This window comes from Homoserinimonas sp. A447 (assembly GCF_054489325.1).
In genome coordinates, this window is record NZ_JBTMWW010000001.1 from 3,165,767 (window position 1) to 3,189,567 (window position 23,801).

General features: G+C 65.5%; 20 protein-coding genes. 16 read left to right on the forward strand and 4 right to left on the reverse strand.

What is annotated here, in order from left to right; all coding sequences use genetic code 11:
* Positions 1–218 precede the first annotated feature (218 nt).
* The 6 genes from ACX3O0_RS15730 to ACX3O0_RS15755 all read left to right on the forward strand — a co-directional run bounded on the left by ACX3O0_RS15730 (position 219) and on the right by ACX3O0_RS15755 (position 7,857).
* Positions 219–2,726 (forward strand): ribonucleoside-diphosphate reductase subunit alpha, encoded by a 2,508-nt coding sequence (locus tag ACX3O0_RS15730; protein ID WP_459108363.1) that lies wholly within the window; start codon positions 219–221, stop codon positions 2,724–2,726.
* Positions 2,727–2,934: 208 nt separating this feature from the next.
* Positions 2,935–3,930 (forward strand): ribonucleotide-diphosphate reductase subunit beta, encoded by a 996-nt coding sequence (locus ACX3O0_RS15735; protein WP_459092822.1) that lies wholly within the window; start codon positions 2,935–2,937, stop codon positions 3,928–3,930.
* A gap of 128 nt (positions 3,931–4,058) precedes the next feature.
* Positions 4,059–4,928, forward strand: a complete 870-nt coding sequence (locus ACX3O0_RS15740; protein WP_459092824.1) for an ABC transporter substrate-binding protein — start codon at positions 4,059–4,061, stop codon at positions 4,926–4,928.
* A 204-nt stretch (positions 4,929–5,132) separates the two neighbouring features.
* A complete protein-coding gene (locus ACX3O0_RS15745; RefSeq protein ID WP_459108364.1) occupies positions 5,133–6,017 on the forward strand; it encodes an ABC transporter substrate-binding protein in 885 nt (294 codons plus the stop codon).
* Between the two features lie 11 nt (positions 6,018–6,028).
* Positions 6,029–7,078: an amino acid ABC transporter permease gene (locus ACX3O0_RS15750; protein WP_459092828.1), complete on the forward strand. Its 1,050-nt coding sequence runs from the start codon at positions 6,029–6,031 to the stop codon at positions 7,076–7,078.
* Entirely contained in the window at positions 7,075–7,857 is a 783-nt protein-coding gene (locus tag ACX3O0_RS15755; protein ID WP_459092830.1) for an amino acid ABC transporter ATP-binding protein, read from the forward strand. Before ACX3O0_RS15750 ends, ACX3O0_RS15755 begins: the two co-directional genes overlap by 4 nt.
* 7 nt (positions 7,858–7,864) lie before the next feature.
* Here the strand turns inward: ACX3O0_RS15755 and ACX3O0_RS15760 are convergent, their stop codons facing one another.
* Positions 7,865–9,145 carry an ArgE/DapE family deacylase gene (locus ACX3O0_RS15760; protein ID WP_459092832.1) on the reverse strand — a complete coding sequence of 427 codons (1,281 nt, stop codon included), beginning with the start codon at positions 9,143–9,145 and terminating at the stop codon, positions 7,865–7,867.
* Positions 9,146–9,306: 161 nt separating this feature from the next.
* On the opposite strand from ACX3O0_RS15760, the gene ACX3O0_RS15765 reads away from it, so the two are divergent.
* Genes ACX3O0_RS15765 through ACX3O0_RS15775 form a run of 3 tightly spaced genes read left to right on the forward strand, consistent with a single transcriptional unit; the run spans position 9,307 to position 12,588 of the window.
* A complete protein-coding gene (locus ACX3O0_RS15765; protein ID WP_459108365.1) occupies positions 9,307–9,918 on the forward strand; it encodes a hypothetical protein in 612 nt (203 codons plus the stop codon).
* Positions 9,919–9,931: 13 nt separating this feature from the next.
* Complete coding sequence (locus ACX3O0_RS15770) at positions 9,932–11,947, forward strand: sensor histidine kinase (protein ID WP_459108366.1); 2,016 nt, start codon at positions 9,932–9,934, stop codon at positions 11,945–11,947.
* A complete protein-coding gene (locus ACX3O0_RS15775; protein WP_459108367.1) occupies positions 11,944–12,588 on the forward strand; it encodes a response regulator transcription factor in 645 nt (214 codons plus the stop codon). Before ACX3O0_RS15770 ends, ACX3O0_RS15775 begins: the two co-directional genes overlap by 4 nt.
* Here the strand turns inward: ACX3O0_RS15775 and hrpA are convergent.
* Entirely contained in the window at positions 12,574–16,530 is a 3,957-nt protein-coding gene (gene hrpA, locus ACX3O0_RS15780) for an ATP-dependent RNA helicase HrpA (protein WP_459108368.1), read from the reverse strand. The genes ACX3O0_RS15775 and hrpA overlap by 15 nt on opposite strands.
* 82 nt (positions 16,531–16,612) lie before the next feature.
* Between hrpA and ACX3O0_RS15785 the strand changes: the two genes are divergently transcribed.
* The 4 genes from ACX3O0_RS15785 (at position 16,613) to ACX3O0_RS15800 (ending at position 19,270) form a co-directional block, all read left to right on the forward strand.
* On the forward strand, positions 16,613–17,428 hold the full coding sequence (locus ACX3O0_RS15785) for a CPBP family intramembrane glutamic endopeptidase (protein WP_459108369.1): 816 nt from the start codon (positions 16,613–16,615) through the stop codon (positions 17,426–17,428).
* A gap of 20 nt (positions 17,429–17,448) precedes the next feature.
* Positions 17,449–18,075, forward strand: coding sequence for a hypothetical protein (locus ACX3O0_RS15790; RefSeq protein WP_459108370.1), 627 nt, complete (start codon positions 17,449–17,451; stop codon positions 18,073–18,075).
* A 5-nt stretch (positions 18,076–18,080) separates the two neighbouring features.
* On the forward strand, positions 18,081–18,377 hold the full coding sequence (locus ACX3O0_RS15795; RefSeq protein ID WP_459108371.1) for a transcriptional regulator: 297 nt from the start codon (positions 18,081–18,083) through the stop codon (positions 18,375–18,377).
* 119 nt (positions 18,378–18,496) lie between these two features.
* A complete protein-coding gene (locus ACX3O0_RS15800; protein WP_459108372.1) occupies positions 18,497–19,270 on the forward strand; it encodes a YggS family pyridoxal phosphate-dependent enzyme in 774 nt (257 codons plus the stop codon).
* Positions 19,271–19,335: 65 nt separating this feature from the next.
* Here the strand turns inward: ACX3O0_RS15800 and ACX3O0_RS15805 are convergent, their stop codons facing one another.
* Positions 19,336–20,025 carry a winged helix-turn-helix transcriptional regulator gene (locus ACX3O0_RS15805; protein ID WP_459108373.1) on the reverse strand — a complete coding sequence of 230 codons (690 nt, stop codon included), beginning with the start codon at positions 20,023–20,025 and terminating at the stop codon, positions 19,336–19,338.
* Positions 20,026–20,030: 5 nt separating this feature from the next.
* A complete protein-coding gene (locus ACX3O0_RS15810; protein ID WP_459108374.1) occupies positions 20,031–20,474 on the reverse strand; it encodes a VOC family protein in 444 nt (147 codons plus the stop codon).
* A 194-nt stretch (positions 20,475–20,668) separates the two neighbouring features.
* On the opposite strand from ACX3O0_RS15810, the gene ACX3O0_RS15815 reads away from it, so the two are divergent.
* From ACX3O0_RS15815 to prpB, 3 genes are read left to right on the forward strand one after another with little or no spacing between them, the layout of a single operon-like run.
* Positions 20,669–21,325, forward strand: a complete 657-nt coding sequence (locus ACX3O0_RS15815; RefSeq protein ID WP_459108493.1) for a GntR family transcriptional regulator — start codon at positions 20,669–20,671, stop codon at positions 21,323–21,325.
* A gap of 18 nt (positions 21,326–21,343) precedes the next feature.
* Positions 21,344–22,879, forward strand: a complete 1,536-nt coding sequence (locus ACX3O0_RS15820) for an MmgE/PrpD family protein (protein WP_459108375.1) — start codon at positions 21,344–21,346, stop codon at positions 22,877–22,879.
* Positions 22,879–23,778: a methylisocitrate lyase gene (gene prpB, locus ACX3O0_RS15825; RefSeq protein WP_459108376.1), complete on the forward strand. Its 900-nt coding sequence runs from the start codon at positions 22,879–22,881 to the stop codon at positions 23,776–23,778. The genes ACX3O0_RS15820 and prpB overlap by 1 nt, the downstream gene beginning before the upstream one ends.
* Positions 23,779–23,801 lie beyond the last annotated feature (23 nt).

A 23,801-nucleotide genomic window follows, 5' to 3' on the forward strand; every position in this document is an offset into this window, starting at 1 on the left:
TATGGGATGTGGCAGGCCACAGACACCCGCTATATAGTGATGTGACGACCGGGAGGCATCTTTTGCGAGATGGTCTCGGTTCACAGAATTCGTGGAACGCTCGACGTGCTGTCAACGGCGAGAGCAGCGGTGTTTTGGGGTAATGAAGCGCTGGTCGGAGCGTTCTTTTCGGGAAATGAACAGACGGACGAAACGTCCGGGAATGGGTGGGTCAACCAGTGTCAATCACGGTAGTCAAGCGCAACGGCGAGCGGGAGCCTTACGACGCGAACAAGATCAACCTGGCGATCGAGGATGCCAGTGCGGGGCTCGATGAGAACATCACCTGGGTTACGCAGATCGCCAGCGAGCTGGAGCTCACCCTCTTCGACGGCATCACCACGCAGCAGCTGGACGAGGCTGTCATCCAGGTCGCCCTGCAGAACGTGAAGGACGACCCCGCATTCGACGTCGTCGCCGCGCGACTCCTGCTCAAGACGATCTACAAGCGGGTTCTCGGCGACTATGAGAGTGCTCACGAGCTCAAGCAGCTGCACGTCGAGCACTTCGGTATGAACATCCGCCGCGGTGTCGAGGAGGGCCTGCTCGACCCGCGGTTGACCGAACTCTTCGACCTCGACGTGCTGGCGGGCGCCCTGAAGCCGGCCCACGACGAACTGCTCAAGTACATCGGCGTCGTGACACTCAACAACCGGTACGGCATCAAGGGTCGCAACGGCGACGCCCTCGAGGTTCCGCAGTACTTCTGGATGCGCATCGCGATGGGCCTGTCGCTTAACGAGGCGAACCCGACCGAGCAGGCAATGAAGTTCTACGAGAAGATGTCGAAGCTCGAGTACCTCGCGGCCGGCTCGACACTGGTCAACGCCGGCACCATCTACCCGCAGCTGGCGAACTGCTTCGTCATGGAGATGCAGGACGACATGGAGCACATCGCGAAGACCACGCGCGACGTGATGTGGCTCACCAAGGGCACCGGCGGCATCGGCCTCTCGGTGACCAAGCTGCGCTCGCAGGGTTCCCCCATCCGCTCCAACAACACCACCTCGACCGGGCCGATCCCGTTCATGCACACGATCGACTCGATTCTTCGCGCGGTCAGCCGCGGCGGTAAGAAGTTCGGCGCGCTGTGCTTCTACATGGAGAACTGGCACCTCGACTTCCCCGAGTTCCTCGACCTCCGCCAGAACTCCGGCGACCCGTACCGCCGCACTCGCACCGCGAACACCGCCGTGTGGATCAGCGACGAGTTCATGAAGCGCGTGCAGAACGACGACGACTGGTACTTATTCGACCCGCTCGAGGTCGCCGACCTGAACGAGCTGTACGGCAAGGAATTCTCGGCCCGCTACACCGAGTACGCCGCCATGGCTGATGCCGGCCAGATGCGGATGCACAAGAAGATCAAGGCCCGCGAGCAGTTCAAGTCGATCTTGATCTCCCTCCAGACCAGCAGCCACCCGTGGCTGACCTGGAAGGACACGATCAACAACCGTGCACTGAACAACAACACCGGAACGATCCACCTGTCCAACCTGTGCACCGAGATCACGCTGCCGCAGGATGTCGACAACGTCTCGGTCTGCAACCTGGCCTCGATCAACCTGTCCCAGCACCTCCTCGGCTCGGCCGAGGCGGGGCTCAGCATCGACTTCGCCAAGGTGGAGGAGAGCGCCCGCATCGCGGTGCGCCAGCTCGACAACCTGATCGACATCACGCGGTCTTCGGTGAAGGAAGCCGACTTCTCGAACGAGCAGAACCGTGCGGTCGGCCTCGGCGTTATGGGCTTCACCGATATCGTCGAGAAGCTCGGCATCAGCTACGAGAGCGAGGAAGCGTACGACCTGATCGACGAGATCATGGAGCACGTCTCCTACGCGGCCATCGACGAGAGCGCCAACCTGGCGAAGGAGCGTGGCGCCTATGCGAACTTCGAAGGCTCCGGATGGTCGAAGGGCATGGTTCCCCTCGACAGCATCGCGACCACGGAGGCCGACCGCGGCATCCCGATCAAGGTCAACCGCAAGACCCGCCTCGACTGGGACGCCATGCGTGAAAAGGTCAAGGGCGGAATGCGCAACGCGACGCTGATGGCCATCGCGCCGACAGCATCCATCGGGCTGGTCGCCGGAACCACCCCGGGCCTGGACCCGCAGTTCTCGCAGATCTTCAGCCGCTCCACCTCGAACGGCAAGTTCCTGGAGGTCAACCGCAACCTCGTCGCCGACCTGCAGCGGCTCGGTATCTGGGGCACGACCCGTGAGTCGATCCTGCGCAGCCAGGGCGACATTCAGGGCATTGACGCGATTCCGGATGATGTGAAGGCCGTCTACAAGACCAGCTTCCAGCTGTCGCCGTACGCGTTCCTCGAGGTCGCGGCTCGCGCCCAGAAGTGGATCGACCAGGCCATCAGCCGCAACATGTACCTCGAGACGCGCGACCTCGGCGACATGATGGACATCTACTATGCGGCGTGGGAGCGCGGGGTCAAGACCACGTACTACCTGCACATGAAACCGCGCCACCAGGCCGAACAGTCCACCGTCAAGGTGAACAAGGCGGAGGAGATCAACGCCGGGGCCAAGCGCGGCTTCGGTGCGGCGTCCCCGGTGAGTCCGGCAGACGCATCCGCCGTCTCAGCGGTCCCGGCAGCCGAGCCCGCCGTCTCGGCGTCCGCCCGCAAGGGCTTCGGCTTCGGCGGACTGACCCAGAAGGCGGGTGAATGATGGACGACGAGTACTACGTACCGCTCGACCCGATGGACGAGCTGCAGTGCGATAGCTGCCAGTAGGTTTCGATGCGCGGCCTCGCTGCGCTTGGGCGCTACCCGACCACCATTGCTCTGACACGATCAGCGGTTCGAGCTCGTCGAGACCAGTCGAGCTTGTCGAGACACTCACGATCAACGAATACAGAAAGAAGATGACGTAACTGATGGGAATTCTCGGCACCGGTATCCAGGAGGGCCTGCTCCTCAAGCCGATCAGGTACCAATGGGCCATGGACCTCTACGACCAGGCGGTGGCAAACACCTGGTTCCCTAACGAGATCCAGCTCGGTGAGGACATCGCGGACTTCAAGCGGATGACCGACGAGGAACGCCACGCCGTCACCTTCCTGATGAGCTACTTCAACCCGAACGAGCTGCTGGTCAACAAGGCGCTCGCGTTCGGCGTGTACCCGTACCTGAACGCCGCAGAGGCGCACATGTACCTGGCGAAGCAGATGTGGGAGGAAGCCAACCACTCGATGTCATTCGAGTACGTGCTGGAGACCTTCCCCATCGATCGAGTGGCTGCCTACGCCGCGCACGTCGACATCCCGTCGATGGCGAAGAAGGAAGACTTCCAGGTCAAGTTCATCAAGCGGATGACCGAGGAGACCCTCGACATCACCACCACCGCCGGCAAGCAGGACTTCGTGCGCAACCTGGTCGCCTACAACGTGGTGCTGGAGGGAATCTGGTTCTACTCCGGGTTCATGGTTGCGCTGTCGTTCCGCCAGCGGAACCTGCTGCGCAACTTCGGCTCCCTCATGGACTGGGTGGTGCGCGACGAGAGCCTGCACCTCAAGTTCGGCATCAACCTGATCCTGACGGTGCTCGACGAGAACCCGGACCTGCAGACCCCGGAGTTCGCCGAGGAGATCCGCCAGATGATCCTCGACGCCGTGGAGATGGAGGAGGAGTACAACAGGGATCTCCTTCCTGGCGGCATTCTGGGTCTCAACGCCAACTACATCAACCAATACGTCAAGTACCTGGCTGACCGGCGCCTCGAGGAGCTGGGCTTCGAACCGCACTACAAGGTGTCGAACCCGGCCAAGTGGATGGCCACCGCCAACGACACCCTCGAGTTGGTGAACTTCTTCGAATCGACCAACACGTCCTATGAGGCGAACGCGAAGGCGACGGTTCGAGCGAAGGACTAGGCGAAAGTCGGGGTTCATCCAACTTGTACCCCGAACGGTCCCCCCAAAAGGCGTCACAACGGCCATTCCCGGGCATCCGCTGCCCTAGAATCCTGATAACCAGAGGGTAAGTGGTCGGGGGAAACCAAATGCACGTCAAACACGCAGCAGCTGCCATCGTCGTGGCTGCGGCCCTGCTTGTGACCGGATGCTCGGATCCGGAAACGCCTCACCTTGAGGAGAAGATCGTCGTCGAGCCGGACGCCGCTGCCGTCGCCCTCCTGCCGGATGGTGTCAGCGGAACGCTGGTCGTCGCGATCAACCCTGAATACCAGCCCAACGAGTACAAGGACGAGGCGGGTGAGCTGGTCGGCTGGACTGTCGACCTGGCCGACGCCGTCGCGCAAAAGCTCGACCTGACGTTCGAGTACAAAGAGGTCGGATTCGATTCGATCATTCCGGGCGTTGCCGACGGCACGTTCGACGTCGGCTTCTCCTCGTTCACCGTCAATGCGGAACGCCAGGAGCTGGTCAACTTCGTCAGCTACTACGACGCCGGCATTCAGTGGGCACAGGTGGTCGGTGGCAACGTGAACCCGGACGATGCTTGCGGACTGATCGTCGCGGTACAGGCGGGCACCTACCAGGAGACTGACGAGCTCCCGGCGAAGTCTGAAGCGTGCCTCGCCGCAGGCAAGGATGCCATCTCCATACTGCCGGTTGCCACCCAGACGGAGGCGACCACATCGCTCGTGCTGGGGAAGGCGGATGCCATGAGCGCCGACTCCCCGATCACCCTCAACGCGGTCTCGCTGATCAAGGACCAGATCGAGGTAGCCGGTGAAGCGTTCGACGTGGCACCGTACGGAATCGCGTTCGGTAAGGACTCCGGACTCGAGCAGGCATTCCAGGCGGCCATCAAGTCGTTGATCGCCGACGGCAACTACCTCACAGTGCTGGAAGGCTGGGGTGTTGAAGCGGGCAGCCGCGAAGACATCGCCATCAACGCCGGTACCTGACCAGCGGGCCGAATATCGGCCTGTACCCCGGTCGCGTCGTGTTGCGGATTACCGGCAATCGGATGCAGGCTGAGTGTTGCGGGAAACCCGCGATCGGAGAGCCCACGTGAACCTTTTCCGCTGTGCGGTGGTGAAACGTTGCGTGGAGGCTGCAGTAGGCTCCCAGTGCTGAAGCGACTGAGGTCGCATTTTTGAGGAGAAGTAATGCGTACGAAGTATGGAATTTCTGCGATCGCCCTGGTCGCAGCGCTTGCGCTCACCGGCTGCGTTGACAACACTGTCGAGCCGGAGGCCCCGGAGAGCAACACGGAAGTCGGAGTCGACGAAGCCGCAGTTGCGCTTCTCCCTGACGACATCAAGGAGGCCGGCGTGCTGATCGCCGGAATCGACCTCGCCTACGCCCCCAACGAGTTCAAGGCGGCCGACGGAAGCCCCGACGGCTGGTCCATCGACCTCGCTGATGCAATGGCCGCGAAGCTCGGACTCACGGTGGACTACCGCGCGTCGAGCTTCGACAAGATCATCCCCAGCGTCACCGGCGGCACCTTCGACATCGGCTACTCGTCGTTCACCGACAACGCAGAACGCCAGAAGTCGGTCGACTTCGTCAACTACTACAACGCGGGCATCCAGTGGGCGCAGCCCATCGGCTCGGATGTAGACCCGGACCACGCCTGTGGCCTCACCGTCTCGGTGCAGGCGACCACCTACGAAGAGACCGACGAGCTTCCCGCCAAGTCGGAGGAGTGCGTCGCCGACGGTGAAGAGCCCATCAACATCCTCAAGTTCGACTCGCAGGACGAAGCGACCAACGCTCTCGCACTCGGTCGTGCGGACGCTATGAGCGCCGACTCCCCGATCACGCTCTATGCGATCTCCCAGGTGAGCGACAAGATCGAGGCCGCCGGTGAGTCGTTCGACGTCGCGCCGTACGGAATCGCGATTGCCAAGGACGCCACCGACCTCGGCAAGGCCCTCCAGGCCGCACTGCAGTCGCTGATCGATGACGGCACCTACGGTGACATCCTCGACGAGTGGGGCGTGTCATCCGGTGGGATCGACAAGGTCACCATCAACGCCGGTTCCTAGGTAGCCAGCGCATGAGTTCAGCAGACGGCGGCCGCCCGGCGAAGCGTGATGCTTCGCCGGGCGGTGTCGCCCGCTCCCGGAACCGTTCCCACCTTCCGGCGACAAGCACCAACCCCGACGACCAGGCCGAGGCCATCCAGGCGATCAGGTTGCGGCACCCATGGCGCAACATCTTCGCGGGCATCCTTGTCGTCGCCCTCGCACTGTTCATCATCGACGCAGCGCAGCGTCCGGCCTACGGCTGGGAGAACTTCGCGAAGTACATCTTCGACCAGCGCATTTCCCAGGCAGCACTCAACACGGTGCTCCTCACCATCTACTCGATGGCCATCGCCATCGCGCTGGGCATCACGCTCGCTGTCATGCGGCTGTCGAACAATCCGGTCGTCCGAGGCGTCGCCTGGCTCTATTTGTGGATCTTCCGCGGAACTCCGGTGTACGTGCAACTGGTGTTCTGGGGCCTCGTCGCCACCATCTACTCGACGATCGACATCGGCATTCCTTTCATGGAGCCGTGGGTCAGCTGGCAGACGGATGACGTCATCGACGTGTTCTGGCTCGCCGTCATCGGGCTGGCACTGAACGAGTCGGCCTACATGGCCGAAATCGTCAGAGCGGGCATCCTTTCAGTCGACAAGGGCCAGGATGAAGCCGCCACGGCACTCGGCATGTCGTGGCTTCAGACCATGCGGCGCGTCGTGATCCCGCAGGCAATGCGCATCATCATCCCGCCGACCGGCAACGAGGTCATCTCGATGCTGAAGACCACCTCGCTGGTGACGGCCGTGCCGTACAGTTTCGACCTCTACGGCCGCTCCCGGGACATTTCTGCGGTCATCTTCGACCCGATCCCGTTGCTGCTGGTGGCATCCGCCTGGTACCTGCTGTTCACCTCGATCCTGATGGTGGGGCAGTACTTCCTGGAGAAGCGGTTCTCACGGGGGATCGGGCGCGCCGTCGAGAAGAAAGGCACCGAGACCGGTTCAACAGCGACCGTGACCGGAGCCGTCCAGACCCACACGGGGCCCATCGACTCCAAGGGTTCGGAGCACAACAAATGACCGACATCCCCATGGCCAATGTCCCAATGGTGCGTGCCGAGAAGGTCTCCAAGAGCTTCGGTTCCAACCAGGTTCTCAAGAGCATCACCCTTGAGGTGAAGCGCGGTGAAGTACTCTGCCTCGTCGGCCCCAGCGGCTCAGGCAAGTCGACCTTCCTGCGCTGCATCAACCACCTGGAGCGCGTCAACGCCGGCCGTCTCACCGTTGACGGCGTGCTCGTCGGGTACGAGGAGCGCGACGGGTTGCTCTACGAGCTGAAGCCGCACGTTGCTGCCAAACAGCGCCAGGACATCGGCATGGTGTTCCAGCGCTTCAACCTGTTCCCGCACATGACCGCGCTCGAGAACATCATGGAAGCACCCATGCTGGTGAAGAAGGTCTCCAAGACGAAAGCAACGGCTCGGGCGCGCGAACTGCTCGAGAGAGTCGGTCTTGGTGAGAAAGCGGATGCCTACCCCGCCCACCTGAGTGGCGGCCAGCAGCAGCGGGTTGCGATCGCGCGCGCGCTGGCGATGGACCCGAAGCTGATGCTGTTCGACGAGCCGACCTCCGCGCTCGACCCCGAACTGGTCGGTGAAGTGCTCGAGGTGATGAAGGACCTGGCCAAGTCGGGCATGACCATGATCGTGGTCACGCACGAGATGGGGTTCGCGCGGGAAGTCGCCGATTCGCTGGTGTTCATGGATGGCGGCGTGGTGGTGGAGTCCGGTGACCCGACCGAGGTGCTCAGCAACCCGCAGCACAAGCGGACTCAGGCGTTCCTCTCCAAAGTCCTGTAACGGATTCCTAGAGGTGTGCGCCGCAGCGGCGCACGGCGAGCAGTGCGAGCGAGCGGGTCACCGCGATGAGTTCGTCGAGGTTGACCTGCTCGCGCACGGCGTGCGCGAACTTCACATCGCCCGGGCCGAAGTGCAGTGTGGGGATCCCACCGATGCCGGCGTACAACCGCAGGTCGCTCCCGTAGGGGGCTGCGGCGCGCTCCGGGGCTGCGCCGGTGAGGTCGGAGATCGACGCTGACACCTCGTCGATGAATTCGTGCTGCGCGTCGATGCTGCCGCTGGCGAACTGGCCGCCCGGCCAGGTGACGATTGCCGGGTTGTCCGTCAACCAAGCGCTCTTCGCACACGCTACGGCGACGCGTTCTTCGAAGGCCGCGCGGGCATCCGCCGGGTCTTCACCGAGCAGAACGCCCATCCGCCCTTCGGCGACGAGACTCTCCGGCACGCTGGACGACCAGTTGCCTGCCTGCAGTTTGCCGATCGAGATGCCGAACGGCAGCTCGTAGTTGCGGAACAGCGGATCGGGGTTGGCGTTTCGCTCCGCCTCCAGCTGCTTGATCGCTGCGTCGATGCCGAGGAAGGAATCGAAGGCGCTCACACCGCTCATCCGGGTGCTGCCGTGAGCAGCCTTGCCGGCGACCTCGATGCGGAATGTCAGCGCGCCGGCGCAGGCCGTGACGATGCGCCCGGTCGTCGGCTCGGTCAGCACGGCGGCATCACCGCGGTGACCGCGGAGCATAGTGGCGAAGGCGCCGAGTCCGCCATCCTCTTCGCTCATCACCGAGTGCACGGCGAGCGGGCGCTCGAGGGTGACGCCGGCCGCTCGGAGCGCGCGGACGACCCCGAGGTTCGCCGCGACGCCGGCCTTCATATCGCAGGCGCCGCGTCCGTGCAGCACCCGTCCGACGATGTCGCCGGCAAACGGATCGCGGCCGTCCCACTTCTCCAGCTCGCCCTCCGGCACGACGTCGATGTGGCCCTGAAGCACGAGGGCCGGCGTGCCTTCACCGGTCACCCCGACGACCCCGTAGCCCTCGGTGCGATCGGTCTCCTCGCCCGGGTACTGAGGGTGGGAGCGCAGTGCGTCGAGGTCGAACTTCCAGCTGTCGACCGCCAGGCCGAGCTGGTCGAGTTCCCTGGCCTGGGAGTTCTGCAGGTCGGACTCGGCGTCGGTGCCCGTGGTGCTGGGAACACGAATGAGGTCGACCAGGGAGGTGACGAGGGTGTCTTCATCGATCGCGTCCAGGACGCGGAGTTCGACATCGGTGAGCCCGGCAGTGGCATGCATGACGACACTCTATTGCTGCGGGCGTGACCCGAGGGAACGCGCCGACAGACGCGCGCGGGCGTTCCCGGCGGAATCGGGATCACAGCCCCTGATGCTCGGGAATGCCCGCTGCCTAGCGTTAGGGCAGGCGGCCGACCTCCGGCCGGGATAAGAGGAACTTCATGAAATCACGCACTGCTGCCATGACAGCTGTCGGAGTGGTGATGCTCGCAAACGGACTGTTGATCGGAGCCCCTTGGCTCATCTCCGAATGGACCTCGCCCACCGAGGTCACCTTCCTGGACAGTGTCGCTGACTGGCGATACGTCGCGTTCAACTATCTCTACCTCGCCGCGTTGATCGTCTTCATCGCCGCAGCGCCCACGATGACCGGCTGGGTGGGGCGCGAAGGTCGTCGCCTTCCTCACTGGTTGGTGCCGGTGATGGCGGCTGCGGCAGCGCTCCAGGCCTGCACGCTGTTCTCCCAGGCCGTTGTCACGCCATTCCTGCTCGAGGTCGCGCCCGTCGCGCTAACCACCGAGGACGGCGGCGCTTTCGCCATCATCATGTCCGCCATCTGGGTCATCTGGATCGCGGCGCTCACCACATTCGCCATCATCGGCTGGCGTCGCAAGGTTATGCCTGTGCCGGCCGCCCTGCTCATGATCGTCGGGTCACTGGTCATTCCGATCTTCGGGGCGATCGGGAGCATCCTGGTCGGCGGTGCACTCGCCTGGACCGCATGGTCACGCCGGGTGAGCGTGGCGCGTGAGCCCGTCAGCGCACTCGCGTAGATAGGATGCCGGAATGAGCGGTGCTGCAGCCCACCCGATCGAGGCCATGCGCCGGGGTGGGCTCGCGGCACGGCTGCCGCTGTGGAGCCTGGTAGCCGGTCTCGTCATCTCCGTTCTCGCCGTCGGGCTGGCGATCGGCATCCCGCTCGGTGGTGACACGGTGCTCAGCCGCATCGCCGTTGTCTCGTTCGTGGTGGGAGCCACGGCGCTCGCCACCAGCGGGGTGGCACTCCTGCAGCAGGACGCCGCCCACCCGATGGGCTGGTGGCTGATCGCAGCCGGGCTCGCCAACCTGGTATCCAACCTGGTTCTCGGGGGCATCGTCGCGCTGGTGCAGCGTGGTGCCGAGCCCCCGATCGAGATGATCTGGGTGAGCAATTGGGTGTGGATTCCCGCACAGTTCGCGGTGCTGGAACTACTGTTGCGCTTCCCGACCGGTCGACTGCCGAACCGGTGGTGGCGTGCCGTCGAGGTGTTGCTCATCGGCTGGAGTGGGTGGGCGATGATCGTCACTGCGCTGCTCCCCGGTCCGCTGGGATCTGACCGTCTCGCGCACCTGGACAACCCGTTCGGCTGGGACGCGGCATCCGAGTTCCTGAACCTGGCACTGACGCCCACCTTCCTGGCCATTCCGGTGCTCACGGTGCTGTGTGCCAGCGCCATGCTCTGGCGGTGGTTTCGGAGCAGCGCGGTGGAGCGTCAGCAATTGAAGTGGATCCTGGCCGCAGCGCTGTTCCTCGCGATTGTGACCCCTTTCGCCAGTCTCGGCGAGGTGCCGCAGCTGGCGGAGGCCGCCGGATACCTGCTGCTGCCGGCGGCACTGGCCGTCGCCGTTCTGCAGGACAACCTGTGGGATCTCGGTCGCGTGGTTCGTCGATCCCTGGTGTACGCAGGCGCCACGGCAGTGCTTGCGGGCTGCTACCTCATCATCGTCCTGGTCATCGACGGTGCCACGACCCCGATCGTCGCCGCCGTCATCGTCGCAGCCCTGGCACTCCCGGTGAAGAACTTCTTTCAGTGGATGCTCGAACGCATCCTGTTCGGCCAGCGCGGCGACCCTGCACGAACTGTCACCCGGTTGTCGGAGTCGCTCCATCGCCAGTCGTCGTCGCTATCCCAGACAGTCGTCACCGAACTCGCCGATTCGCTCCGCCTTCCCTTCGTCGCTCTCGAGGATGCCGCCGGTGCACAGCGGGCGTTCGCCGGTACGCCTGGCGCGGAGGCGGCCAGGCTCCCGCTGATGGTGAACGGTGTCGAGACCGGCTGGCTGGTCGCGCACGAGCGGGCTTCGGGGGAGGGGCTTGATGCGAAGGACCATCGGCTGCTGGCGATGGTGGCGACGCAGGCCGGCCTGGCCGTTCGCACCGAGAGCCTGGCAACCGACCTCCGAAGCGCCTTCGCCCGTCTGGCGACGGTGCGAGAAGAGGAGCGGGCTCGGCTCCAGCGGGACCTGCATGACGAGTTGGGACCGAGCCTGGCCGGAATCGTCATGCAGTCGGAGGCGGCGCGCAACCTGGCATCGGCCGCCCCGGGCGCACGCAGCGCGCAGTTGGATGCGGTGCTGGAGAGTATCGGATCGAATGCGGAAACCCTTGTTCAGGATGTCCGGCACATCATCGAGGGGTTGCGCCCCGCCTCCATGGGGTCAGCGGGTCTGGGAGCGTCCGTCAAGGAGGCCGCCGGCCGAATCGCATCCGGGGTCCGTCTCGACCTGAACGTGCCCGATCAGCTGACTGGCCTGGCACCGGATGCCGAGGTGGCGATCTTCCGGGTCACCGTGGAAGCTGTATTGAACGCAACCAGGCATGCGGTGCCCACAGTCATCGCCGTGCGGATTGCTTACGAGGGGGATTCGGTCGTGGTTCGAGTGGATGATGACGGGCGCGGGATGGGCGGTGGCCGCCCAGGAGTCGGCATGCGGGCGATGCGGGAGCGGGTGGAACAATCGGGGGGCCGGCTTTCGGTGACTGGCGGGCCGGGCGGTCGTGGCACCACGGTGACGGCATGGATTCCGGTGGTGGACGCATGACGACCAGGGTGATCATGGCGGATGACCACCCGGTGTTCCTCGACGGGCTGAAGCTGCTGCTGGAGACCACCGACGGCATCGAGGCCGTCGGCACCGCAACGAACGGGCTTGCCCTTCTGGAGCTCGCCGAGAACACCCCATTCGACGTCGCCGTCGTCGACCTGGAAATGCCGGTACTCGACGGGATCGCCGCGACCGGGCGCCTGCTCGCCCGGTGGCCGGACGCGGCCATTCTCATCCTCACCATGCACGACGATGACGCGACACTGCTGCGTGCCCTCCGTTCCGGCGCCGCCGGGTACCTGCTCAAGGGTTCAGGGCATGGTGCGATCGTCCGGGCGATCCGGGGCGTGGCCGACGGCGACGCGGTATTCGCCGGACGCGCGGGCCGCGTAGTCCGTGAGGCGATCCGAAATCCGGAACGGTCGCCGATACACGGGCTCACGTCTCGCGAACTGGAGCTGCTGGCCGGCATCGCCTCCGGCGCAGACAACGCAGCCATCGCGTCGTCGTTGTTCCTCTCCACCAAGACCGTGCAGAACAACGTGAGCCTGCTGATGGGCAAGCTGGGGGCCGCGTCCCGCGCCCACCTCGTCGCCCTGGCCCGGGACCTCGGCGTTGACGGCTCAACTGCCGGCTGAGAGCACCTTCTGGATGCGCTGCAGGCTGACCGGCTCGGCCGTGCCGAGGTGCTGGGCGAAGAGGCTGAGGCGCAACTCCTCGATCAGCCAGCGGGCGCGCACCAGGTGCGGTGCGGCATCCGTTGGCAGCGGGATCGTGCCACCGGCAGAAACGAACTTCTCGGTGGCGGAGGCGACCTCGCCCATCCAGACTCGGTCGCGGCCGAGGTTCTCGGCCAGCTTGCCCACCCGGTGGCTGATACCGGCCAGGTACACCGGCAGTCTTCGCACGTGCGCCAGGCCGGTGGCCGAGACGAAGCCCGGGAAGACCAGGCCGTCATGCTGTTCGCGGGCATCCGCCAAAGGAGCCAGCAAAGCCAGACTGCTCGCTGAACTGATCGCCTTCTGGGCGTCCCGACTGGCCGCGAGGGCCTTCGCCACGAGCGAGACCGTCGAGAACAAGTCGTCCATGATGGTGGCGGACACCCGATCGCGAACCCGCTCGAACTCGGCACGCGTCCACACCTCCGTGTCGGTCAATGCTGCGTCGATGCATGCCATCAGGCAGTCCTCGAACAGCGCCTGGGTGCTCGGGTAGGGGCTCGCCCCGAGGCTCAATTTCTCGGCGGCGGTGAGGTGGTTCTGCACATAAGAGGTGGGGGAGGGGATGGCGAGCAGCAGCATCCGCCTGAGTCCCGACTTCATGGCACGGGCCTGATCAGCGGGTGTGCTCATCAATTGCAGAGAGACGGATGCGCCGCGATCGACGAGCGCCGGGTAGGCGCGAACCGTGTTGCCACCCTGCCTCGTGTCGATGAGCTTCGGCAGCGTATCGAAATCCCAGGTCGTCAAGCCATCGCGCTCGAGCGCGTTCGGAGTCTTGACGACGACCTTCGCGACGGACTCGCGCGCGCGAGCCTTCAGCTTGGACTGCAGGGCGGTGAGGTCTTTGGCCCGGGCGACAGTCGTGCCGTTCTCGTTGACCACCCCGAACGTGACCTTCAGGTGCGGCGGCACCCGGTCGAAGTCGAAATCGTCGGCGGCAACGGGGGTGTAGGTCTGCCGTTGGATCTGCGCCGCGAGGTATTCCGTCAGCGACAACTCCTCCATGGCGTCGACCGGCAGGTCCTGCAGCAGCCGTTTCGCCCAGTCCGCCGCCGGCACCACGTTGCGACGGATGGCCTTCGGCAGCGACTTGATCAGCGCGATCACCAGGTCGAGGCGCAAGCCGGGCACCTGCCAGTCGAACCCTTGCGGCGACAGGCGGGCAAGCAGCGCGATGGGCACGTGAACCGTGACACCGTCGTCCTCAGCGCCCGGCTCGAAGCGGTAAGTCAGCTTCAGCCGCTGGTCGCCCTGCTCCCAGTGCTTCGGATAGGACGACTCGACCAGCTCGACGACCGGGGCGGACGACTCGTCGTCCAGCAGGTCATCGGCGGTCATCGTCAGCAGGCCCGGCTGCTCTTTGCTGGTGGTCTTCCACCATTTCTCGAAGTCGCGCTGGGTGCATACCTCGGCGGGAATACGTCGGTCATAGAACTCGAAGACCGCTTCGTCGTCGAGCAGGATGTCCCGCCGCCTGGTGCGTTCCTCGACCTGGGCGAGCTCCTTGCGGAGCTTGCGGTTCGCCCGGTCGAAGGATGTCATTCGCTGATCAAGGGCGGCGTGGTCCCAATCGCCTTCCACCAGCGCATGGCGGATGAACAGCTCGCGCGCGTGCTCCGGGTCGATGCGGGAGAACTGCACCCTGCGGCGATCCACAATCGGAACGCCGTAGAGCGTCACTCGCTCGTAGGCGACGGCGGCCCCCTGCTTCTTCTCCCAATGCGGTTCACCGTAACTGCGCTTGACCAGGTCGCCGGCGATCGGCTCAGCCCAGGAGAGGTCGATGGACGCATTCATGCGGGCGAACAGACGACTGGTCTCAACCAGCTCGGCGCTCATCACCTCGGCGGGCTGCTTCCTGGCGAGGGCGGACCCGGGGAAAATGCTGAACCGGATCTGACGGGCGCCGATGTAGTCGCCCTGCTTGGTTTTCTGTTTCTTATCTGAGGCGGTGTCCTTGATGCCGAGCTGGCTCAGCAGGCCGGCAAGCAGGGAGCGGTGGATGCCGACCGGGTTCACGCTCGGCTGCCCGATGGTAAGGCCGAGTGGTTTGGCCGTCCGCTCCAGCTGCCGGTAGACATCCGCCCACTCCCGCACCCGGAGGAAGTTCAGGTACTCCGCTTTGCACAGCCGCCGGAATTGGTTGCCCGACAGCTCCTTCTCTTTCTCTTTCAGGTAGTTCCAGAGATTCAGCAGGGTGAGGAAGTCGCTGGTGGGATCAGTGAAGCGCGCGTGGGCTGTGTCGGCCTGCGGTCGCTTCTCGAGGGGGCGTTCGCGCGGGTCCTGGATGCTGAGGCCGGCCACGATTGCCATGACTTCGCGGGTCGTTTGGTACTTGGCCGATTCGACCACCATGCGGGCGAGGCGTGGATCGAGCGGCAGCTGTGACAGCTGCTTGCCGACCCTGGTGATGGTGGGCTCCCCGGCAGGGCCGGAGATCGCGCCGAGCTCTCTCAATAGGTCGAGGCCGTCCTTGATGCCCCGGGAGTCCGGCGGCTGCAGGAAAGGGAACTTGGCGATATCGCCCAGGCCGAGGGAAATCATCTGCAGGATGACGGCGGCGAGGTTGGTGCGCAGGATCTCCGGTTCGGTGTACTCCGGGCGGCGCAGGAAGTCGTCCTCGGAGTACAGGCGGATGGCGATGCCGTCGCTGGTGCGCCCGCTCCGCCCTGAGCGCTGGTTGGCGGATGCTTGCGAGATCGCCTCGATCGGCAGCCGCTGGATCTTCGCCCGAGCGCTGTAGCGGCTGATGCGGGCGGTGCCGGCATCGATCACATACTTGATGCCGGGCACGGTGAGGCTGGTCTCAGCCACGTTGGTGGCGAGCACGATGCGGCGTCGGACACCGGCCTGGGCGGAGGTGCGGAAAACCTTGTGCTGGTCGGCCGCACTGAGGCGACCGTACAGGGGGAGCACCTCGGTGCTAACCCCGCTGGTCGAGCTTGTCGAGACCCGAGCCCGGATCGCATCCTCCGCGTCACGGATCTCAGCCTCGCCGCTGAGGAACACGAGCACGTCGCCGTTGTCCTCCCGGGCGAGCTCGTCGAGGGCGGCGTTGATGCCGTCGAACAGGTCGATGGACTCGGCTCCGTCGGCCGCGGCCGCATCCTTCAACAGGTTGTTCTTGCCGCCGCGCCGCCCCCGGGCATCCGCCGCGCCGTGCCCACCGAATCCATCCTGTTGACGGGGCGGGGTGGAGGCTTCGGAGAACTCGTCATCGTCGTCGGGGTCGTCGGAGGCGGCATCCGGCGCCAGCGGCCGGTATCGGATCTCGACCGGGTAGGTGCGTCCGCTGACCTCGACGATCGGGGCAGGCGTGCCTGCGGCATCCGCGAAATGCTTCGCGAAGCTCTCCGGGTCGATGGTCGCCGAGGTGATGATCACCTTCAGCTCCGGCCGCTTCGGCAGCAGCTGCCCCAGATACCCGAGCAGGAAGTCGATGGTGAGGCTGCGTTCGTGCGCCTCGTCGATGATGATCGCGTCGTACTTGCGGAGCATCCGGTCGCGGTGGATCTCATTCAGCAGGATGCCGTCGGTCATCAGCTTGATGCGGGTCCCCTTGCCGACGCGGTCGGTGAAGCGCACCTGGTAGCCGACGAGCCCGCCGACCTCCTCGCCCAACTCTTCGGCAATGCGCTCGGCGATGGTCCGGGCGGCGATGCGGCGCGGCTGCGTGTGCCCAATGCTCTGGTACCCGAGCTCGAGCAGGATCTTGGGGAGTTGGGTGGTCTTCCCCGAGCCGGTTTCGCCGGCCACGATGATCACCTGATGGTCGCGGATGCTCGCCGCGATGTCTTCCCGCCGCTGGCTGACGGGCAGCTCCGGCGGGTAGTTGATGGTGGTGGTGGCGGGAATCATGAGCCTTCCATCCTACGTTCACCGCGCTATCAGCCTCACAGAAGAGTTGCGGCCACAGAGTAGTTTGTGATACAAAGTTCACATGCGTTCACCAGCAGCCGAAGCGGATGTCGGCACGCGCGCCGGGCATGCGACCACTGGCTGGCCGCCGGTCGGCTCCGTGCTCCCGCTCGCGTTCGCATTTCTGCGCGTCCCGCTGGTCGCCGCCGCCGCGTTGGTCACGATCGGGCTGCTGGCGGCATCCGGGATCGCTGCGGAGTTCCCGGTGAGTACCCTCTCCGCTCTCTACCTTGCCCCGGTGAACCTCGTCAGCCTGCTGCTGCTCCGCTGGGCGCTGCACCGCGAGGGCCGTCGTGTTCGCGACCTGATCGGCTTCGACCGCGCCCGCTTGGGCCGCGACACCCTCTGGGGACTGCTCTGGCTGATGGTGCTGTACCTGCCGTTCGCGGGCGCGATCATCGGCACCATGTTCCTTCTCTACGGAGGTGACGCGTTCACCAGTTTCGAGCCGGTGTTCGTGCCGGCGGATGGCTATCTCGTCATGCCGCAGGCGCTGGCCATTGTCTTCGCCGTGGTGGTCGTAGTGACCTTCGCGCCGCTGAATGCCCCTACCGAAGAGCTGGTCTATCGCGGTTACGCGCAGGGCGGCCTGCAGGCAACTCTGAAGTCCACGTGGCTCGCCGTGGTCATCCCCGCCTTCGGCTTCGGACTGCAGCACGTGTTCTTCGCGGCCACCGCGCCGGGGATGTTGGTGTTCGCCGTCGCCTTCTTCGTCTGGGGTCTCGGCGCAGGCGTCATCTACCTGAAGCAGGGCAGGCTCATGCCGCTCATCATCTGCCACCTGATCGTCAACCTGTTCACCAGCCTGCCGGCACTCATCGTGCCGTTCGTCGTCTGATGCTCGCTAGAGGAGAAGCCATGACCAATCCCGCCGATGAGAGCCTGCCGCCCGAAGAGATGCTGCGGCTACTCCGGCAGCAGCAAGACCGGGTGAGAAACGAGCTGTCCGCTCCGATCCCATGGCTGCTCGGCATCTGGGGTGTTGCCTGGCTGGTCGGGTTCCTGCTGCTGTGGAGCGCCTGGCCGGGCGGCAACCCCTGGTTCCAGGTGCCGATGACAATCGCCGGCACGACGTTCGCGGTGCTGATGATCGGCTCGATCGTGGCATCCGCCGTGCTGGGCGTCCGCATGGGGAGGGGCGTGCGCGGCGAGTCCGACTTCGCCGGCGCGGTCTACGGGCTGTCATGGTCGCTGTGTGGCGTGGCATTCGCGGCCGTCGGCGTGGGACTGATCTCCAACGGCTTGTCCACCGAACTGGCATCGATCTACTTCCCATCCGCCTACGCGCTGATGGTCGGAACCCTGTATCTCGGCGGCGCGGCACTGTGGCGCGACAAGGGCCAGCTGGTGCTCGGGATCGTGCTGCTGGTCATCGGATCCGTAGCGCCATTCTTCGGCGCCCCGACCAACAACCTCGTGATGGCGCTCGCCGGCGGTGGCGCTTTCCTGATCAGTGCGCTTCTCGCTGCCCGAGACCGGGGGTGACGGCAATGGATGAGCTCGATCCGGTCATCCACGCGGCCGCCCGGCTGCGCATCACGGCAACATTGGGCGCGTTGCCAGCAGGCGACCGGATGTCATTCCCTCGTCTGCAGGAGCTGCTCGACATGACCGCCGGCAACCTGTCGACCCATCTGCGCAAACTGGAAGATGCCAGCTACGTCGAAGTTGCGAAAACCCATCAGGGCCGCACGCCGATCACCTACCTGGCCTTGACCACGCGCGGCCGCCGCGCATTCGAGGACTACACCGAAGCGCTGAGAACACTTCTGGGAGAACCAACCTGACAACCTCGTCCACCTCGACGGCGTGAGTCGCCGGTACGGTGACGTCGTCGCCCTCGCCGGCAAGGTGGGGTCCGGCCCGGTGGCAGACTCGTAGGCAGACCAAGCCGAAGGAGGTTGCCGTGCCGGAGTTCGCAAGAGCCGAGCTGGTTCCGGAGCCGCACGCCGAAACCGTCGAACATTTCTCGCGAAACCTCGAGGCGGTGCGCAGGCGGATCGACGCGGCCCGCGAGCGTGCAGGGCGAGCGGATGCCGTGCGCCTGCTGCCGGTCAGTAAGTCGGTGCCGGCAGAACGCATCCGTTCAGCCATCGCAGCCGGATGCTCCCGACTGGGTGAGAACAAAGTGCAGGAGGCGCACCGCAAGTGGGGTGAGCTTCGCGACACCGGTGTCGAGTGGTCCGTGATCGGGCATCTGCAGACCAACAAGGCGAAGCTGGTCGCGGAGTTCGCAACTGAGTTCCAGGCGCTCGCCAGCACGCGCGTCGCTGAGGCTCTCGACCGCCGACTGCAGGCAGCAGCACGCAGTCTCGACGTTTTCGTTCAGGTCAACACCTCCGGCGAGGAGAGCAAGTTCGGTCTTCAGCCCGCCGACGTGCCGGCCTTCGTTCGCGAGTTGCCCGCCTACCAGTCGTTGCGGGTGCGCGGCCTGATGACTCTCGCCGTGTTCAGCGCGGACACGGAACGCGTGCGTGCATGTTTCCGGGTGCTGCGAGAGCTGCAGCAGCGGCTGCGAGACGAGGCCATTGATGGTGTCTCGTTCGACGAATTGTCGATGGGGATGTCGGGTGACTTCGAGGTCGCCATCGAGGAAGGTGCCACCGTGGTGCGCGTCGGCCAGGCGATCTTCGGTGCGCGCGCTCAGCCCGACTCCTACTACTGGCCGGCGAGCGGCTAGCCCGAAGCGGGTGTCGCGCAAGAAGTCCGTCGGTGGCGACAGGGAGTGGCGAGTTTGGGGCCGGGTCAGCGCGCGGGGAGGTGGAACGTTTCGGCGAACCGCTCGAGCAGGGCCGGCTCACCGGCGAGAACCTTCACCGTGCCGTCGTCGATCGCAGCGGCAGGCGTCAACTGGCCGGAGATCAGCAAGCGGATGCCCGGACCGGTCTCGAACGCGAGGTCCACGCCGCCCGCCAGCGGGTCGACCCCGGCGGGCGCAAGCGTGCCGGAGCTCCCGCGCAGCGGGGCGACGCTCAGCCCGCCGGGAGCGACGCGGAGGCCGAGGGCGATGTCGGCCAGGTGGATTTCGTAGGCCGTTGTCGGGAGGCTGGCGGCGACATCCGCCCGGAATGCCGTGCGTAACGCCATCGTCAGCGAGTCGGAGGTGACCACGTCGCCCTCAGCCGGTTCGCCCATTGAGGCGAACCCCCAGCGGCCGAGCGCGAGCACCACGTCTTCCAGGCCCCGCCCGTAGTCCGTCAGGTCGTAGGCGAGCCCGTGCGCCATCGGCAACCGCCGCACGACGCCGGCATCCTGCAGCTCTTTGAGCCGGGTGCTCAGGATGTTGGTGGGAATGCGGGGGAGGCCCTGCTTGAGGTCGGTATAGCGGCGCGGGCCGACGAGCAGGTCGCGAACGATGAGCAGGGCCCATCGTTCGCCGACCAGCTCGAGGGCCGTGGTGACGCCACAATATTGGCCGTAGTTGCGGGCGGCCATTCAGATCAGGCTGTCCCTCCCTGGGCAGCCATGAACGCCTCGGGTCCTTCCTCGGCGGCCTTCGGGTCCATCCACAGCACGCTGAACTCGTTGCCGTCCGGGTCCTCGAAATCACGCGAGTACATGAAGCCGTAGTCCTGCGCCTCCTTCGGTTCGGAGCCGCCGGCGGCCAGCGCCTTCTCCAGCATGACGTCCACGGCCTCCCGGCTCTCCGCGCTGAGCGCGGTCTGCACCATGGCGTTGGTGTGCGGGTCGGGGATCTGCTTCTGGGTGAAGGTGGCGAAGAAATCGCGGGTGAGCACCATCAGGTAGATGTGCTCGTCGATGACGACGCAGGCTGCGTTCTCATCGCTGAACAGCGGGTTGATGCTCCAGCCGAGGCCCTGGTAGAACTCCTTGGCGCGGGGCAGGTCGGTGGTCGTCAGGTTGACGAAGATCTCGGTCGACATGGTGGCTCCTCGTGGTGTTTTCAGGTGACGGGATCGGGGCCCGATTGTTGGTGAAAGACATACTTGCAAAAAACAAGTAAGCCGTCAATGGGTCTGACCTATGTATACAGAGTGGCGCCAGCAGTCGCATTTGTTGGCAAGTTTCGCTCGTTGAACTAGGCTGTGTATACACAACTCGGCAGGGAGGGCGGATGATGCGCGCCAGCGACCGTGCCTATCGAGCCCTGCGAAACGAGATCGTCAGCTGGGAGTTGCTCCCGGGCAGCGTACTCGGCGAGGTCGAGCAGTCCACGCGGCTCGGCGTGAGCCGCACGCCCATCCGCGAGGCGCTCTCCCGCCTCGCCGCGGACGGACTGGTCGAGCCGCAGGCCGGCCGCGGCCTGGTGGTCACCGCCATCTCGATCGAGAACATCACCGAGCTGTTCGAGGCGCGTCAGGCACTGGAGCAGCGCGCGGCGGCGCTGGCGGCAGAGCGTCGCGACCCGGCGGTCTTCACCCAGCTGCAGCAGGAGTTACGCGAAGCCGCCACGCTCGTCGACGACCCGCACGCCTACTACGACCTGGTCGCCCGCATCGATGCGGCAACGGATGACGCGAGCCGCAGCCCCTACCTGGTGGCCGCCCTTCGTGGCCTGCGCACCCACCTGGTGCGCATCCGCCGCCTCGCCCAGGACGACCGCGAGCGCCTGATCGCCGCAGCGGCCGAGCACCTGCTCATCGTCGACGCCATCGTCGCTGGGGACGCCGAGCTTGCCGCCCATGCCACCCACATCCACCTCTACCAAAGCCTGCAGAACACCCTGAAAGCCGCGAAAGCCGGCCGGTTCGCCGACCAGCTCGCCGCATCCTGACCCCTCGAAAGGACCACCATGAAGCTCCACCCCGTGCGCGTGCACCCCAGTTCGGACAACCTGGCGAAGCAGGACCAGCTCGCCTGGAAGATCGCCGAGGTCGCGTCAGAACCGGTAGCGGTGACGGATGATGTGGCCGACATGGTCATCAACCGCGTCATCGACAACGCTGCGGTCGCAACCGCGTCGCTCAGCCGCGAGCCGGTGGTGGCAGCACGGGCGCAGGCGTTGGCACATCCGGTCACTTCGACAAGCTCAGTTCAACGCTCGACAAGCTCGACCAGCAGAAATGGCTCAACCGTCTTCGGCGTCGCTGACCTGGTCAGCCCGGAGTGGTCCGCCTGGGCGAACGGTGTCGCCGTGCGTGAGCTCGACTTCCACGACACCTTCCTCGCCGCCGACTACTCGCACCCGGGGGACAACATCCCGGCGATCCTGGCCGTCGCCCAGCATGTCGGCCGAAATGGCTCAGACCTCTTGCGCGGCATCGTCACCGGCTACGAGATCCAGGTGAACCTGGTGAAGGCGATCAGCCTGCACAAGCACAAGATCGACCACGTCGCCCACCTCGGTCCGAGTGCGGCGGCCGGCATCGGCACGCTGCTGGGGCTCCCCTCCGAGACGATCTTCCAGGCGGTGGGGCAGGCGCTGCACACCACCACCGCCACGCGCCAGTCGCGCAAGGGCGAGATCTCCACCTGGAAGGCGCACGCCCCCGCGTTTGCCGGGAAGATGGCGGTCGAAGCCGTCGATCGGGCGATGCGCGGCCAGACCAGCCCGACCCCGATCTATGAGGGCGAGGACGGCGTCATCGCCTGGCTGCTCGATGGGCCGGACGCGCACTACGAGGTTCCGCTGCCCGAGCGCGGCGAGGCCCGTCGCGCCATCCTCGACACCTACACGAAGGAGCATTCGGCGGAGTACCAGGCGCAGGCACTCATCGACCTGGCCCGCAAGCTGCACCGCGAGCACCCGGGCCTGACCCCGGAAACGGTCAAGAGCATCGTCATCCACACCAGCCACCACACCCACTATGTGATCGGCTCCGGCGCGAACGACCCGCAGAAGTATGACCCGACGGCGAGCCGGGAGACCCTGGACCACTCGATCCCGTACATCTTCACCGTCGCCCTGCAGGACGGCAGCTGGCACCACGTCGACTCCTACGCGCCCGAGCGTGCCGGCCGGCCCGACACGGTTGCCCTCTGGAACAAGGTCACCACGCAGGAGGATGCGGAGTGGACCCGCCGCTACCACTCGATCGACTCCGCCGAGAAGGCGTTCGGCGGCCGGGTCGAGATCGAACTGGCCGACGGAACCCGCATTGTCGACGAGATCGCGGTGGCGGATGCGCATCCGCTCGGCGCCCGGCCGTTTGCACGGGCGCAGTACGTTGCCAAGTTCCGCACCCTCGCTGACGGTGTGCTGGAGCAGCGCGAGATCGATCGTTTCCTGGAGGTGGCCCAGCGCCTGCCCGAGTTGACCGCTGCCGAGCTGTCCGGGCTCAACGTCACCGCCGCCATCGAGACGAACACCGCGAAGGGGATCTTCTAATGCTCTACGCGAAGACCTCCCCAGCCGACAAGCGCGCCAAGCTGCGCGCGGCCCTGAAGACCGGCGAGCTGCTGCGTTTCCCGGGGGCCTTCAACCCGCTGAGCGCGAAACTCATCCAGGAGAAGGGCTTCGAGGGCGTCTACATCTCCGGAGCAGTGCTGAGCGCCGAGCTGGGCCTGCCCGACATCGGACTCACCACCCTCACCGAGGTTGCCCAGCGCGCCGGCCAGATCGCCCGGATGAGCGACCTGCCCGCCATCGTCGACGCCGACACCGGCTTCGGCGAGCCGATGAACGTCGCCCGCACGGTGCAGACCCTCGAGGATGCCGGAGTCGCCGGACTGCACATCGAAGACCAGGTCAACCCGAAGCGCTGCGGTCACCTCGACGGCAAGGCGGTCGTCGACTCTGACACCGCGATCAAGCGCATCCGGGCGGCAGCGGATGCGCGGCGCGACCAGAACCTCCTGATCATGGCGCGCACCGACATCCGCGCCGTGGATGGGTTACACGTGGCCATCGACCGTGCGAAGGAGCTGGTGGATGCCGGCGCTGACGCCATCTTCCCGGAGGCCATGCGCGACCTCGGCGAGTTCGAGGCGGTGCGGAAGGCGGTCGACGTGCCGATCCTCGCCAATATGACCGAGTTCGGCAAGAGCGAGTTGTTCACCACGGCCCAGCTCGCGGACATCGGAATCAACATCGTCATCTACCCGGTCACCCTGCTGCGCAGTGCGATGGGCGCCGCCGAGCGCACGCTGGACACGCTGCTGGCTGACGGAACGCAACAGGCGGCGGTCGGCGAGATGCAGACCAGGGCCCGCCTGTACGAGTTGCTCGACTATGAGGCGTACAACTCGTTCGACTCCTCCGTCTTCAACTTCACCCTCGGGCAGTGATTGAATCACTACTGTTCGAAGTA